12 protein-coding genes are annotated in these 15,126 nt (G+C 73.7%); 10 read left to right on the plus strand and 2 right to left on the minus strand.

Annotated features, from left to right (window positions below):
• The first annotated feature begins 160 nt into the window (after positions 1-160).
• Genes FHG71_RS10830 through thpR form a run of 4 tightly spaced genes read left to right on the plus strand, consistent with a single transcriptional unit; the run spans position 161 to position 6,119 of the window.
• Positions 161-3,385 (plus strand): helicase-related protein, encoded by a 3,225-nt coding sequence (locus FHG71_RS10830; protein ID WP_246045420.1) that lies wholly within the window; start codon positions 161-163, stop codon positions 3,383-3,385.
• A gap of 52 nt (positions 3,386-3,437) precedes the next feature.
• Entirely contained in the window at positions 3,438-4,214 is a 777-nt protein-coding gene (locus FHG71_RS10835) for an SDR family oxidoreductase (protein WP_139081694.1), read from the plus strand.
• A gap of 4 nt (positions 4,215-4,218) precedes the next feature.
• Positions 4,219-5,538, plus strand: coding sequence for an erythromycin esterase family protein (locus tag FHG71_RS10840; RefSeq protein WP_139081695.1), 1,320 nt, complete (start codon positions 4,219-4,221; stop codon positions 5,536-5,538).
• A 41-nt stretch (positions 5,539-5,579) separates the two neighbouring features.
• The gene (gene thpR, locus FHG71_RS10845) at positions 5,580-6,119 is read left to right on the plus strand and encodes an RNA 2',3'-cyclic phosphodiesterase (protein ID WP_139081696.1); all 540 of its coding nucleotides are present in this window, start codon (positions 5,580-5,582) and stop codon (positions 6,117-6,119) included.
• On the opposite strand, the gene FHG71_RS10850 is transcribed toward thpR, so the two are convergent.
• Together FHG71_RS10850 and FHG71_RS10855 are read right to left on the minus strand one after the other, a co-directional pair.
• Positions 6,116-7,120, minus strand: a complete 1,005-nt coding sequence (locus FHG71_RS10850) for a UDP-glucuronic acid decarboxylase family protein (protein WP_139081697.1) — start codon at positions 7,118-7,120, stop codon at positions 6,116-6,118. The two genes, thpR and FHG71_RS10850, sit on opposite strands and share 4 nt — an antisense overlap.
• 170 nt (positions 7,121-7,290) lie before the next feature.
• Positions 7,291-8,259: an MDR/zinc-dependent alcohol dehydrogenase-like family protein gene (locus FHG71_RS10855; protein ID WP_139081698.1), complete on the minus strand. Its 969-nt coding sequence runs from the start codon at positions 8,257-8,259 to the stop codon at positions 7,291-7,293.
• Positions 8,260-8,557: 298 nt separating this feature from the next.
• Between FHG71_RS10855 and FHG71_RS23975 the strand changes: the two genes are divergently transcribed.
• The 6 genes from FHG71_RS23975 to FHG71_RS10880 are packed head-to-tail and all read left to right on the plus strand — an operon-like array spanning position 8,558 to position 15,097.
• On the plus strand, positions 8,558-9,664 hold the full coding sequence (locus FHG71_RS23975; protein WP_218014079.1) for an NAD-dependent epimerase/dehydratase family protein: 1,107 nt from the start codon (positions 8,558-8,560) through the stop codon (positions 9,662-9,664).
• Positions 9,661-10,710, plus strand: a complete 1,050-nt coding sequence (locus FHG71_RS23980; protein WP_246045421.1) for an SDR family NAD(P)-dependent oxidoreductase — start codon at positions 9,661-9,663, stop codon at positions 10,708-10,710. Before FHG71_RS23975 ends, FHG71_RS23980 begins: the two co-directional genes overlap by 4 nt.
• Entirely contained in the window at positions 10,707-11,810 is a 1,104-nt protein-coding gene (locus FHG71_RS10865) for a glycosyltransferase family 4 protein (RefSeq protein WP_139081699.1), read from the plus strand. Before FHG71_RS23980 ends, FHG71_RS10865 begins: the two co-directional genes overlap by 4 nt.
• Position 11,811: 1 nt before the next feature.
• Complete coding sequence (locus FHG71_RS10870) at positions 11,812-12,912, plus strand: CgeB family protein (protein ID WP_139081700.1); 1,101 nt, start codon at positions 11,812-11,814, stop codon at positions 12,910-12,912.
• The gene (locus FHG71_RS10875; RefSeq protein ID WP_139081701.1) at positions 12,909-14,003 is read left to right on the plus strand and encodes a CgeB family protein; all 1,095 of its coding nucleotides are present in this window, start codon (positions 12,909-12,911) and stop codon (positions 14,001-14,003) included. The genes FHG71_RS10870 and FHG71_RS10875 overlap by 4 nt, the downstream gene beginning before the upstream one ends.
• Positions 14,000-15,097 carry a CgeB family protein gene (locus tag FHG71_RS10880; protein ID WP_139081702.1) on the plus strand — a complete coding sequence of 366 codons (1,098 nt, stop codon included), beginning with the start codon at positions 14,000-14,002 and terminating at the stop codon, positions 15,095-15,097. The genes FHG71_RS10875 and FHG71_RS10880 overlap by 4 nt, the downstream gene beginning before the upstream one ends.
• Positions 15,098-15,126: the final 29 nt, after the last annotated feature.

A 15,126-nucleotide genomic window follows, 5' to 3' on the forward strand; every position in this document is an offset into this window, starting at 1 on the left:
TAACGCAACCAGAGGGCACATTGGTTCCAGAACGTGAACAGAATGCGCCCGACCCGGCCCGCCCGAACCATCGGCGACGCAGGAACTCGCGCGGTTCTTCGCCGTTCTCGGGGCTGGATCGCGGGGCGCCGGACGCCTCCGGACAGTGATGGGAGACCCCGTGTCGGACGACCTTCCCTTCGGCCTCGAGGCCGTGCGGCTCCTTGCGCGCCTGGGCGAGGAGCCCGGCCGCCCCCTCCTGCACGTCACCACCGGCGAGGGCCGGGCCGAGGCCCTGGCGCGCGTCCTGCGCGGCGCCCTGCCCTCGTCGGGGGCCGTGGCCTTCCCGCCCTGGGACGTGCTGCCCTACGACTGGGCCCCGCCCTCGGCGCAGGCGATGGGGCGGCGCATGGCGGTGCTGCGGCGGCTTGGCGATCCCGAGGAGGCCCCGCGCCTCGTCGTGACCACGCCCGCCGCGCTCCTTCAGCGGGTGCCGCCCCCGGGCGCGGCACGGGCGCTCGTGGCGCGCGTGGGCGAGCCGCTCGACGCCGAGGCGCTGCGGTCCTTCTGCGAGGGGACGGGCTACATCTTCGACGAGCGGGTGGACGAACCGGGCGAGATCGCCGTGCGCGGCGAGGTGGCGGACGTGTTCCTGGCGGGGTCGGACTGGCCCTACCGGATCGAGCTGGGCGAGGTCGTGACCGAGATCCGCCGCTACGATCCCGCCACGCAGCTTTCGGTCGAGGAGGTGAGGCGGCTGGCCATCGACGCCGCCTCCGAGCTGCCCGGCCCGGCCGACGAGGAGGAGGCCGACGTGGCGGCGCGCCTGCCCGGGGCCTATGAACGGCTGGCCACCCTCTTCGATCACATGGAGGGCGCGCGGCTCTCGCTGGCCCCCGGCGCGCGGCGCGCGCGCGACGCCGCTCTCACCCAGATCGCCGAGGCCTTCGCCGAGCGCAGCCGCGACGACACCCCCGCCCGGCGCACCCCGCTGCCCGAGCGGCTCTACCTGAGCGTGGAGGACTGGGACCGCCTCGCCGGCGCGCGCGATCCGGCGACCCTCGACGGCGCCGGGGCCGAGGCCGTCCCCGCCTTCGCCGAGGCGCGGCGCCCCCGCGCGGCGCTGGCCGGGTTCCTGGAGGCCCAGGCCACGGCCGGGCGGCGGGTGATCGTGGCGGGCTTCGCAGGCCGCGACCGGGCCCGGCTGTCCCGACGCCTGCGCGAGGCCTGGGGCGTGGCGCCCGAGCCGGTGGCGGACTGGGCGGCGGCACTGGCGGCCCCGCCGGGGACGCCGGTGGCGATCGCGACGGGGCTCGACGAAGGCGTGGTGGACCTGCGAGCCGGCGTCGCGCTGGTCGCCGCGCGCGACGTGCTGGGGAGCCGGGCGGGCGCGCTGGATCCGCAGGCCACCGCCGCGCCCTGGACTGTCGAGGCGGCCGAGCTGCACGACGAGGACCTGGTGGTGCACATGGAGCACGGGCTCGCGCGGCTCGACGGGCTGGAGGCGCTGGAGGCCGAGGGGGTCGCGGGCGAGGCCATCCGTCTGGACTATGCCGAAGGCCAGCATCTCCTCGTGCCTGCCGCCGAGGCCGGGCGGATCTGGCGCTATGGCGCGGACGAGGGCGAGGTCGCGCTCGACCGGCTCAACACGGCCAGCTGGGACAAGCGCCGCGCCAAGGTGGCCGAGGGGCTCGCGGCCACGGCCCGCGCGCTGATCGCCGCCGCCGAGGCGCGGGCCGCGACCGAGGCCCCCCGGCTCGTCCCCGAGCGCGCGCCCTACGAGCGGCTGGCCGCGCGCTTCCCCTTCGAGGAGACGCCCGACCAGGCCCGCGCCATCGCGGCGGTGCTGGAGGACCTGGGCAGCGGCACGCCGATGAACCGGCTCGTCATCGGCGACGTGGGCTTCGGCAAGACCGAGGTCGCGATCCGCGCCGCCGCCGCCTGCGCCTTCGCCGGCAGGCAGGCGGCCATCCTCGCGCCCACCACCGTGCTGGCGCGCCAGCACCTGTCCACCCTGCGCCGCCGCTTCGAAGGGCTGGGCGTCGAGATCGGGCACCTGTCGCGCCTCGTCACGCCGACCGAGGCGAAGCGGGTCAAGGCCGGGCTGAAGGATGGCTCGATCGGCATCGTGGTGGGCACCCACGCGCTTTTGGGCAAGGGCGTCGAGTTCGCGGACCTCGGGCTGATGGTCATCGACGAGGAGCAGCGGCTGGGCCGGCCGGACAAGGACAGGGCCCGCGCGCTCGTGGCCGGGGCGCATCTGCTGACCATGACGGCGACGCCCATCCCGCGCACGCTCCAGTCGGCGCTGGTGGGCTTGCAGGACCTGTCGGTGATCGCCACGCCCCCCGCGCGCCGCCGCCCGATCCGCACGCTTCTGGCCGAGCGCGGGGCCGAGGTCCTGCGCCAGGCGCTGGGGCGCGAGCGGCGGCGCGGCGGGCAGAGCTTCGTCGTCGTGCCGCGCGTCGAGGACATCGAGCCGGTGGCCGAAGAGTTGCGCCGCCTCCTGCCCCGCTATCGCCTCCGCGTGGCCCACGGCCAGCTTCCCGCGAAGGAGATCGACGAGGTGATGGTCGGCTTCGCGGAAGGTGACGGCGACGTGCTGCTTGCGACGTCCATCATCGAATCCGGCCTCGATGTGCCCCGCGCCAACACCATGGTGGTTCTGCGGCCCGACCTCTTCGGTCTGGCGCAGCTGCACCAGCTTCGGGGCCGCGTCGGGCGCGGCGGCGCGCAGGCCTTCTGCTACCTGCTGACCGAGGCGGGCGAGGAGCTGCCCCCCGCCACGATGAAGCGGCTCGGGACGCTCCAGGCGCTCGACCGGCTGGGGGCGGGCATGGCGATCAGCGCGCAGGATCTCGACCTGCGGGGGGCGGGCGAGCTGTTCGGGGACCGGCAGACGGGCCATGTTCGGCTCATCGGCCTCGGCCTCTACCAAGAGCTACTGGCCGACGCGATCCGCGCCGCGCGCGGCGAGCCGCCGCTGCACCGCGAGGTGGAGTTCCAGGCCGAGGCCACGGGCGCCCTGCCCGCCGCCTACATCCCCGAGGAGGAGGTGCGCATCAACCTCTACCACCGTCTCGCCCGGACGCGGGACGCGGGCGACGTGGAGCGGCTGGCGGACGAGATCGACGACCGTTTCGGTCCCCCGCCGCCCGAGGTGGGCACCCTCCTGCGCACGGCCCAGATCCGGGCGCTCGCGCGGTCGCTGGGGGTCACGCGCATCTCGGCCGGGCCCGCCGCCGTGGCGCTGGACGTGGAGGACACGGACCGCGTGGCCGAGGCGGTGGCGGCCGCCGGCGGGGCGCTCGAATGGCAGGACGACCGGCTCGTGCTGCGGCGCGAGACCGCGAGCGGCCCGGAGCGCATGGACCTCGTGCTGGAGATGCTGGAGGCGCTGGCCTGACGGAACAACCCCGCGCCCCGGCGGTTTCGCCGGCACCCCAGCGGAGGCGCCCATGCTCGACCTGTCCGACCAGATCGCCATCGTCACCGGATCGGATTCCGGCATCGGCCAGGCCATCGCCATCGAGTTCGCCCGCGCCGGGGCCGACGTGGCGGTGACCTTCCACACCGACGCGGCCGGGGCCGAGGAGACCGCGCGCTGCGTGCGCGCCGAAGGGCGGCGCGCGCTGGTCAAGCAGCTCGACGTGATGGACGAGGCCGCCGTGGACACGCTCTTCGGCGCGGTGGAATCCGAGCTGGGCGTGCCCGGCATCCTCGTAAACAACGCGGGGACGGGGGGCGACGCGAACGTGGTGGACATGGACACCGCCACCTGGGACCGGGTGGTCCGCACCGACCTCTACGGCCCCTTCTTCTGCTGCCGCGCCTTCATCCGCGCCCGCCGCCGCGCCGGGGCGCCGGGCGGCAAGATCGTCAACATCACCTCGGTCCACGAGGCGATCCCCACGCCGGGCGGCGCGGCCTATGGCGCGGCCAAGGGGGGCCTCCTGACCTTCACCCGCAGCCTCGCGCTCGAACTCGCGCCCCAGCGGATCAACGTCAACGCCGTGGCCCCGGGCCTCATCCGCACCCCCATGACGGCCGAGCGGACCGAGGACCCCGAGGCCATGAAGGAGGAGCTGCCCCGCATTCCCTGGAACCGCCCCGGCGAGCCCTGGGAGGTCGCGCGCCTCGCGCTCTATCTCGCCTCGCCGGACGCCGACTACGTGACGGGGCAGAGCTTCACCATCGACGGCGGGCTGGAGATGAACTGGGGACAGGGGGCCTGACGCCATGAGCCCGCTCAGCGATCCCATCGACAGCATTGCCGCCCGGATCGCGCAGGCCGCCGAGCCGCTGCCCGGCTTCGACGACCCCGCCTTCGGACGCCTTTTCGACCGCTGGGGCGACCGGCGCGTGGTCCTGCTGGGCGAGGCGAGCCACGGCACCTCCGAGTTCTACCGCGCCCGCGCCGCCATCAGCCGCCACCTGATCGAGCATCACGGCTTCACCACCGTTGCCGTGGAGGCCGACTGGCCCGACGCCGCCGTGCTCGACGCCTTTGTGCGCGGCCGCCCCCGCCGCGACGGGGCCGAGCCGCCCTTCCAGCGCTTCCCCACCTGGATGTGGCGCAACACCGACGTGGCGGCCTTCCTCGACTGGCTGCGGAGCTGGAACGAAGGGAAGCCGTCCGGGGAGCAGGCGGGCTTCTACGGGCTCGACATCTACAACATGGCCGGGTCCATCTCGGCGGTCCTGGCCTATCTCGACGAGATCGACCCCGAGGCGGCCAGCGTCGCGCGCGAGCGCTATGGCTGCCTCCACCCCTGGCAGGAGGACCCCGCCATCTACGGCCGGGCCGTGCTGACCGAGGGCTACCGCCGCTGCGAGAAGGCCGTGGTCCAGCAATGGCGCGACCTGCTGGAGAAGCGTCTCGCCTATGTCGCCGAGGACGGCGAGGGCTTCCTCGACGCCGAGCGCAACGCCCGCCTCGTCGCCTCGGCCGAGCGCTACTACCGGATCATGTACCACGGTGACGAGGAAAGCTGGAACCTCCGCGACACCCACATGTTCGAGACGCTGCAAAGCATCCTCGACCACAAGGGGCCGGACTCCAGGGCCGTCGTCTGGGCCCACAACTCCCACATCGGGGACGCGCGCCACACCGACATGGGCCAGCGGCGGGGCGAGCTGAACATCGGCCAGCTCTGCCGGGAATGGTGGGAGGAGGAGGCCGCGCTGATCGGCTTCGGCACCCACACCGGCACCGTCGCCGCCGCGACCGACTGGGACGGCGACATGGAGGTGAAGCGGGTCCGCCCGTCGCGCGCCGACAGCTACGAGGCGCTGTCGCACGACGCGGGCGTGCCCCGTTTCCTGCTGGATCTCCACCGCGACCCGGACCTGCGCCGGGCCCTGGAGGAGCCGCGGCGCGAGCGCTTCATCGGCGTCATCTACCGGCCCGAATCGGAGCTGGCGTCCCACTACGCCCGCTGCACCCTGCCCCGGCAGTTCGACGGCTGGGTCTGGTTCGACGAGACCACGGCCGTCACGCCGCTCGGCCCCGAGCCCCACGACGGCGCGATCCCCGAAACCTGGCCCTTCGGCCTCTGAGGGGCTTGCCGGGCCGTCGGCCCGGTGCCAGCTTGCGGCCCATGCGCGCCTTCGTTGCCATCGACATCCCCGACCCGGTCCGCGACGGCTTGGAGGATCTTCAGGAGAAGATCCCCTTCGGCAAGCTCACGGACCCCGAGCAGATGCACCTGACGCTCGCCTTCCTGGGCGAGCAGCCGGACGACCTGATCCAGTCCGCCCACGAGGCGATGGAGGGCATCCGCTTTCCCGTCTTCGACCTGCAGCTCGGGGGCTTGGGCACCTTCGGCAACCGCGAGCCCACGGTGCTCTGGGCGGGCGTGAAGGACCCGGCCCAGCTCAAGGCCCTGCACGACCGCCTCCTGCCCGCGCTGCACGGCGCGGGCCTGCCCCTGGAGCGAAAGCGCTTCCGCCCGCATGTCACGCTCGCCCGATTCGACCGCACCGGCCCCGAGGAGCACGAGCGGCTGGCGCGGTTCCTGTCGCGGTGGGAAAGCTTCCCCTCGCCCCCGTTCCGGGTGGAAAGCTTCGGCCTCTGGCGATCGACCCTGCGGCCCAAGGGCGCGATCCACGACCTCCTGGCCGAGTATCCCCTGACCTAGCCTGCCTGCGCGGCCTGGCGGCGGCCCGGCGCCAGCTCCTCGCGGAACTGCGCGATGGTGCGGGACAGGCCTTCGCGCAGCGGCACGCGGGGCTCCCAGCCCAGCAGCTCGCGGGCGCGGCCGATGTCGGGGCGGCGCTGGCGGGGATCGTCCTGCGGCAAGGGCCGCTGCACCACAGCCGAGTCCGACCCGGTCATCTCCAGCACGAGGTCGGCCAGCTCGCGGATCGTGAACTCGCCGGGATTGCCGAGGTTCACGGGGCCGTTCGCGTCCGAGGCCATGAGCCGCGCCAGCCCCTCCACGAGGTCGTCCACGTAGCAGAAGGACCGCGTCTGCTGCCCCTCGCCATAGATGGTCAGCGCCTCGCCCGTCAGCGCCTGCCGCACGAAGTTCGACACCACGCGCCCGTCCTCGGGGCTCATGCGCGGGCCGTAGGTGTTGAAGATGCGCGCCACGCGCACCTCGACCCCCAGCCGCCCGTATTCGTAGAACAGCGTCTCGGCCGCCCGCTTGCCCTCGTCGTAGCAGGCGCGCGGACCCCAGGTGTTCACGCTGCCCTTGTAGCTTTCGGCCTGGAGCTTCACCTCGGGGTCGCCATAGACCTCGGAGGTCGAGGCCTGCAGGATGCGCGCGCCCGTCTCGCGCGCCAGTTCCAGCAGGTTCTGGCTCCCCTGCACGCAGGTGCGAAAGGTGTGGAGCGGGTCCGCCTGATACAGCGGCGGCGAGGCCGCGCAGGCGAGGTTCCAGATCTCGTCCAGCGGCCCGTCGATCGCCAGCGGCTGCGTGATGTCGTGCCTCAGGAAGCGGAAGCGCGGCCCCTGCATCAGGGGCGCGACGTTCGCCAGCCGACCGGTCTGGAGGTTGTCCACGCAGATCACCTCGTGGCCCTCGCGCACCAGCCGCTCGGCCAGATGCGAGCCCACGAAGCCCGCGCCCCCGGTCAGGAGGATGCGGCGGCCGGTCTGGGCGGAGGGGTCCTGGGGTCGTTCCTTGCGCGGCATCCGGCACCTCGATTTGCGGCGCAGGGCGCCTTGCGGTGATTCGCCGGCCGGGGCGGCCGGCGCCCGCGCCACCCGCCTCGGGCGGGCGCGCGAAAGGTTCTACAACAAACCTAGGGCAACTCACCCCCGGTCAACCCCTTGAGGAACGGAGTGGAAAAGCGGACCGCCCCTCAGCCCGGCGCGACCCAGGCCTTCACGAAGCCCTCGGGCTTGTCGCGCGTGGCGTCCAGCGCCTCGTCCAGCCGCTCCAGCGGATAGCGGTGCGTGACCAGCGGCGCGGGATCGAGCCGCCCCTCGGCCACCGCCGCGACCGCCTCGCGCAGGCCGCGCAGGTTCACCTGCGGATCGCGCTCGTGGGCGTTGACGATGTCGAGCCCGCGCCAGTTCCAGCCGCCGATGTTGAGCGTGCGCGGCCCGTCCTGGTGGTAGCCCGCGATGACCAGCCGCCCGCCCTCGGCCACGATGTCCCCCGCGAGGTTCAGGGGCCATTCCTTGCCCACGGCCTCGATCACCACGTCGCACATCCGCCCGTCCGTCAGGCGGCGCACCTCCTCGACGATGGTCCAGTGATCGTGCATCGGGATCGCGTGCGCCGCCCCCATGGCCCTCGCCAGCGACAGCGAGCTGTCCCGCCGCGAGATGGCGACCACCGTGGCCCCCGCCGCGGCCGCCAGCCGCGTCAGCGCCGCGCCCAGGAAGCCCACGCCGATGACCGCCACGACCTGCCTCGCCTCGATCCGGCTGCGGCGGAAGATGTTCATCACGCAGCCGAAGGCCTCGCCGGGGAAGGGCACGCCCTCAAGCTCGGGCGGCAGCGGCACCGCCTGCCCCGCCTCCACCAGGTCGTGCGAGGCGTAGCCGTGCTGGCCCAGGATCGCCACCGGCTCGCCCACGCGAAAGCCCTCGACCCCTTCGCCCAGGGCGTCCACCACGCCCCAGGCCTCGTGCCCCAGGCCGCCGGGCTCGGTGGGGAAGGTCATCCAGTCCGGCCCCGCCCAGGGCCCCAGGTTCGAGGCGCAGACCCCGCAGCCGTCGAGCCGCACCCGGATCTGCCCGGGCCCCGGCTCGGGCAGCGGCAGGCTCACGACCTCGACCTGTCCGGGGCCTGTGACGCGGGCGGCGCGCAGGGCCTCGGTCATCGGTCGGCCTCGGGGAGGGTGGAGTTCGCGGGGAATGGGCAGGTCATGGCGTCGTCCTTCAGATGCGTCGAAGGGACCCGCGCAAGTTGAATCAACCGGCGCACCGGCCCCTCCGTTCCAGCCTAGGACGCCGGGCCGTCGCAGCAAGGCTCGGGCGTGGCCCGAAGGACACCCTGCAACACCCGGACAGCATGGCGGAATCGCCGCGGTCCGCACCGCTGCTCACATCTCCGGGAACCTTTGTAGATGAGGGACGTTGCCGCTCGACGAATGCGAACCGGGCAACGGCGGAGACTTCATGACCAAGGTGCTCATCACCGGCGGATGCGGCTTCATCGGGCGGCACGTCGCCCAGGAGCTGCTGGACCACGGCTACGAGGTGCGCCTCTACGACGCCCTGATCGACCAGGTGCATGGCGGGACGCAGGTCGCGCTGCCCGAAGGCGCCGAGGTGGTGCGCGGCGACATGCGCGACGCCGACCGGCTCCGGCCCGCGCTGCGGGGCTGCGACGGGGTGATCCACCTCGCCGCCGAGGTGGGCGTGGGCCAGTCCATGTACGAGATCGCCCGCTACGTGGGCGCCAACGACCTCGGGACCGCCATCCTGCTGGAGGCGATGCTCGACCACCCCGTGGGCCGCATCGTCGTGGCCTCCTCCATGAGCGTCTACGGCGAGGGCTACTACGCCCGCCCCGACGGCTCGCTGGTCGAGACCGTCCGCCGCCGCCCCGCCGACATCAAGGCCGGGCTCTGGAACCCGACCGACCTCGCGGGCGAGCCGCTGGCCCCCATCGCCACCGACGAGCGCAAGCGCGTCGACCTCGCCTCGATCTACGCCCTGACCAAGTACGCGCAGGAGCGCGAGGTCCTGATCTTCGGCGAGGCCTACGACGTGCCTGCCGTGGCGCTGCGGCTCTTCAACGTCTTCGGCGCCGGGCAGGCGCTGTCCAACCCCTACACGGGGGTCCTCGCGAACTTCGCCTCGCGCCTCGCCTCGGGCCAGCGCCCGACGATCTTCGAGGACGGCGAGCAGCGGCGCGACTTCGTTCACGTGCGCGACGTGGCCCGCGCCTTCCGCCTCGCCTACGAGAAGCCCGAGGCCGCGGGCGAGCTGTTCAACATCGGCTCGGGGCAGGCCTACACGATCTCGGGCGTGGCGCGGCTCCTCGCGGGGGCGATGAACCTGCCGCATCTCGGCCCCGAGATCCTGCACAAGTCTCGCTCGGGCGACATCCGCAACTGCTTCGCCGACATCTCCAAGGCCCGCGCGCTCCTGGGCTTCGAGCCCGGGCACCGGCTGGAGGATTCGCTGACCGAGTTCGTCGACTGGGTGCGCGGCGAGGCGGTGATCGACCGGGGCGCCGAGATGCGGCGCGAGCTGGAAGCCAAGGGACTCGTGTCGTGACCGGGCCGGTCCTCGTCACGGGGGGCTCGGGCTTCATCGGCTCCAACCTCGCCGACAGCCTGCTCGCGGACGGGCACGAGGTCATCGTGCTGGACAACCTGAGCCGCCCCGGCGTGGAGCAGAACCTCGACTGGCTGCGCGCCCGCCACGGGGCGCGGATCCATCCCCTGCGCGCCGACCTGCGCGACCGGGCGGCCCTGCGCGAGGCCGCGCGCGACGCCTCGGCCGTGATCCACCTCGCCGCCCAGACCGCCGTTACCACCAGCATGGCGGACCCGATCGACGACTTCGAGGTGAACGCGCGCGGCACGATCGACCTCCTGGAGGCCGTGCGCGCGACGGGTCGGCGCGTGCCCGTCCTCTTCGCCTCGACCAACAAGGTCTACGGCTGCCTGGAAGCGATGGAGATGGCCGAGGCCGCCGACCGCCACCTCCCCGCCGACGAACCCCTGCGCGCCCATGGCGTGCCCGAAGGCCAGCCCCTCGACTTCCGCACGCCCTACGGCTGCTCCAAGGGCGTCGCCGACCAGTACGTGCTGGACTACGCCAAGTCCTACGGGCTTCCCACCGCCGTCCTGCGGATGAGCTGCATCTATGGCCCCCGCCAGTTCGGGACCGAGGACCAGGGCTGGGTCGCCCATTTCCTGATCCGCGCGCTTCAGGGCGAGCCGATCACGCTCTACGGCGACGGCAAGCAGGTGCGCGACATCCTCCACGTCTCGGACGCCGTGGCCGCCTACCGCTCCGTCCTGGCGAACATCGACCGCCTGTCGGGCCGCGCCTTCAACCTCGGGGGCGGCCCGCGCAACGCCGTGAGCCTCCTCGCCGTCCTGCGCGAGATCGAACGCCTCGTGGGCCGTCCCCTCTCCGTGTCCCACGGCGACTGGCGGCCCGGCGACCAGCACTGGTTCGTGGCCGACGCCCGGCGCCTGTCGGCCGAAACCGGCTGGCAGGCGACGATCCCCTGGCGCGAGGGGCTGGCGGATCTCGCGGCATGGCTGCGCGCCCACCGGGTCCGCCCGGTCCCCGAGCGCATCCGCGCATGAGCGGGCGCCTGCGGGTCCTCCAGACGCTCGACGCCGTGGGCGGCGTCTGGCGCTACGCGGTGGACCTCGCGCGCGCTCTCGCCCCGCAGGGCGTGGAGACGGTGTTCCTGGGCTTCGGCCCGTCCCCCTCCCGCGCCCAGCGCGCCGAGGCCGCAGCCCTCGGGCCGCTTCTCTGGTCCGACGCGCCGCTGGACTGGCTTGCGCCCGACGCCAGCGCGCTGGCGGCCGTGCCGGAGACCATCGCCCGCACCGCACGGTCCGAAGGGGTGGACCTGCTCCACCTCAACCTGCCCACCCAGGCCGCGGGGCTGGAGACGGAGCGCCCCGTGCTGGCCGTGTCGCATTCCTGCGTCCCGACCTGGTTCCGCGCGGTGCGCGGGGGCGGCCCGCCCCCCGGCTGGGAATGGCACAAGACCCTGAACGCCCGTGGGCTGGCCCGCGCCGAGGCCGTGGTCGCGCCATCCCGCGCCCACGCCGCCGCGCTTTCGACCTGCTACGGGCCGCTGCCGCGTCTCACGGTCGTCCCCAACGGCACCGCCGCCCCGCGCGGCACGCCGGGGACCGAGCCCTTCGTCGTGGCCGCCGGCCGCTGGTGGGACGAAGGCAAGGGCGGCGCGACGCTCGATGCCGCCGCCGAGCACGCCAACTGGCCGATCCACCTCCTGGGTCCGCTGCAGGGGCCCAACGGCGCGCATTTCGCCCCTTCTCACGCCATCGCCGAAGGCGAGAGGTCCCATGCCGAGGTCGTCTCGGTCATGAGCCGCGCCGCGATCTTCGTATCCCCCTCGCTCTACGAGCCCTTCGGCCTCGCCGTGGCCGAGGCCGCGCGGCTGGGCCTGCCGCTCGTGCTGTCCGACATCCCCACCTTCCGCGAGCTGTGGTCCGACGCGGCCGTCTTCGTGCCGCCCCGCGACCCCGAGGCGCTGGCCGTCACGCTCGACGAGCTGGCCTGCGACCCCGCCCGGCGGCAGGACCTGGGCGAGGCCGCGCAGCTCCGCTCGGGCCGCTTCACGCCCGAGGCGCAGGCCGCCCGGATGCTCCGGCTCTACGCCGACCTCGTCCGCCACCCCGTGTCCCCCCAAGCCGCCGCCCCGAGGTGAGATGCGTTTTCTCTTCTACACCCATTCGCTGATCTCGGACTGGAACCACGGCAACGCGCATTTCCTGCGCGGCGTGATGCGCGACCTCGACCGGCGGGGCCACGAGACTTTGGCGCTGGAGCCCGCGGGCGCCTGGAGCCGCGAGAACCTGCTGGCCGAGCGCGGCCCCGAGGCGATCGACGCCTTCCACCGCGACTTTCCCGGCCTCTCGACCACGATCTACGCGGACGACTTCGACCACGAGGCCGCGCTGGACGCCGCCGACGTGGTGATCGTCCACGAATGGAGCGAGCCCGCGCTCGTCGCCCGCATCGGCGCGGCCCGCAAGCGCGGCGGCCGTTTCACGCTCCTGTTCCACGACACCCACCACCGCGCCGTCTCCGCCTCGGGCGAGATCGGGGCGATGGACCTGTCCGGCTACGACGGCATCCTCGCCTTCGGAGAGGCGCTGCGCGAACGCTACCTCAAGGCCGGCTGGGGCCGTCAGGTCTTCACCTGGCACGAGGCCGCCGACGACGCCCTGTTCCACCCGATGGAGGAGCCCGAGGAGGGCGACCTCGTCTGGATCGGCAACTGGGGCGACGACGAGCGCACCGCCGAGCTGCACGAGTTCCTGATCCAGCCCGCCCGCGACCTCCGCCTCCGCACCACCATCCGGGGCGTCCGCTACCCCGACCACGCGCTCGCCACGCTGCGCGAGGCGGGCATCGCCTATGGCGGCTGGCTCCCCAACGCCGAGGTGCCCCGCGCCTTCGCCCGCCACCGCGTGACCGTCCACGTCCCCCGGCGCCCCTACGTGGAACAGCTCCCCGGCATCCCGACCATCCGCCCCTTCGAGGCGCTGGCCTGCGGCATCCCCCTCGTCTCGGCCCCCTGGGACGACGCCGAGGGGCTGTTCCGCCCCGGCGACTTCCTCTGGGCCAGGGACGGCGAAGAGATGCGCACCCACCTGAGCGCGCTGGTGAACGACCCCGCGATGCGGGCCGAGCAGGCGGCGCGGGGGCTCCAGACCATCCGGGCCCGCCACACCTGCCGCCACCGGGTGGACGAGCTACTCGACATCCTCGCCCGGCTCCGCGCGCCCTCAAGGAAGACCGCATGACCAAGACCATCGCCTTCTACGGCTCTTCGCTGCTCTCGGCCTATTGGAACGGGGCGGCGACCTACTACCGGGGGATCATCCGGGCGCTCGCGCGGCGGGGCTACCAGACCACCTTCTACGAGCCCGACGTCTGGGACCGGCAGAAGAACCGCGACATCGACCCGCCCGACTGGGCCCGCGTCGTCGTCTACGACGGCACCGTCGAGGCGCTGAGGAAGGTCGCCGCCGAGGCCGCCCGCTACGACATCGTGGTCAAGGCCTCGGGCGTGGGCTTCGAGGACGACCTGATCCTGTCCGAGGTCATGACCGCCGCCCGCCCCGGCGCGCTGCGGATCTTCTGGGACGTGGACGCCCCCCACACGCTGGGCGAGATCCGGCAGGCCCCCGACCACGCCCTGCGCCGCTGGCTCCCCGACCTCGACATGGTCCTGACCTACGGCGGCGGCGACCCGGTGGTCGAGCAGTATCGGGCGTTCGGCGCGCGCGCCTGCGTGCCGGTCTACAACGCGCTCGACCCCTCGACCCACCACCCCGTTGCGCCGGAACCGCGCTTCGCCTGCGACCTGGCCTTCCTCGGCAACCGCCTCCCCGACCGCGACGAACGCGTGGCCGAGTTCTTCACCCGCGCGGCCGGGCTCCTACCCGATCAACGCTTCATCCTGGGGGGCAACGGCTGGCACGACGTCGCCATGCCCGCGAACGTCCAGAAACTGGGCCACGTCCCCACGGCCGACCACAACGCGCTCAACTGCTCGCCCCGCATGGTCCTCAACGTCGCCCGCGACAGCATGGCGGTGAACGGCTTCTCCCCCGCCACCCGCGTCTTCGAGGCCGCCGGCGCCGGGGCCTGCCTCGTGACCGACGCCTGGGAGGGGATCGAGCTGTTCCTGCAACCCGACGAGGAGGTGCTGGTCGCCCGCGACGGCCAGGACGTGGCCGAGGCCGTCCGCACGGTCAGCCCCGACCGCGCCCGCGCCATCGGGCAGGCGGCGCTGGCCCGCGTCCTCGCCCACCACACCTACGACCAGCGCGCCGAGCAGGCCGACGCGCTGTTCCAGGCCCACGCCGCCCGCCAGGGGGCCGCCGCGTGACCCGCCCGCTCGACATCGTCCTCCTCGGGCTTTCGCTGTCCTCGGCCTGGGGCAACGGTCACGCCACCACCTTCCGCGCGCTCCTGCGCGGGCTCGCGGCCGAGGGGCACCGCGTCCTCTTCCTCGAACGCGACATGCCCTGGTACGCGGGCGCGCACCGCGACCTGCCCGACCCGGACTTCTGCGAGCTGGTCCTCTACGACGACCTGGACGCGATGCTCGCCCGCTTCGCGCCGCGCCTGCGCATGGCCGACGCGGTGATCGTCGGCTCCTACGTCCCCGACGGCATCCGCCTCATCGACCGGCTCGCCGTGATGGACCTGCGCCAGCTCGCCTTCTACGACATCGACACGCCGGTGACGCTCGCGGGGCTCGACGCGGGCCACGAGGAATATCTGGCCGCCCGGCAGATCCCGCTTTTCGACCTCTACTTCTCCTTCTCCGGCGGCGAAGTGCTCGACCACCTCGAACAGCGGCGCGGCGCGCGCCGGGCCGAGGCGCTCTACTGCTCGGTCGATCCCACCGCCTACGCGCCCGATCCCCTGGCCCCCAAGCGCTGGGACCTGGGCTACCTCGGCACCTACAGCGACGACCGCCAGCCCACGCTCGAGGCGCTGCTCCTCGAGCCCGCCCGCCGCCGCCCCGACCTCCGCTTCGTGGTCGCCGGGCCGCAGTATCCGGCCCACATCGACTGGCCCGCGAACGTGGAGCGGATCGAGCACCTGCCCCCCGCCGACCACGCCGCCTTCTACAACGCGCAGCGCTTCACGCTGAACGTCACCCGCGCCGCCATGCGCCGCATGGGCTGGTCGCCCTCCGTCCGGCTCTTCGAGGCCGCCGCCTGCGGCACGCCCATCGTCTCGGACGACTGGCGCGGCCTCACGGACCTGCTGCCCGCGCCCGGCTCCATCCGCATCGCTTCCGGCCCCGAGGACGTGCTGGCCGCCCTCGCCCTGCCCGAGCCCGAGCGGCAGGCCATGGGCCGGGCCGCTCGCGCGCGGGTGCTGGCGGGCCACACCGGACGGGCGCGGGCGCGCGAGCTGGCCCATGCCCTGCGCGCGCCCGCGCGGCTCGTCGCGGCGACGGGCACCTGACGGCGTGGCCACGACACGCTAGGTTCGCC

The organism is Rubellimicrobium roseum, from assembly GCF_006152145.1.
GTDB classification, from domain to species: Bacteria; Pseudomonadota; Alphaproteobacteria; order Rhodobacterales; family Rhodobacteraceae; genus Rubellimicrobium; species Rubellimicrobium roseum.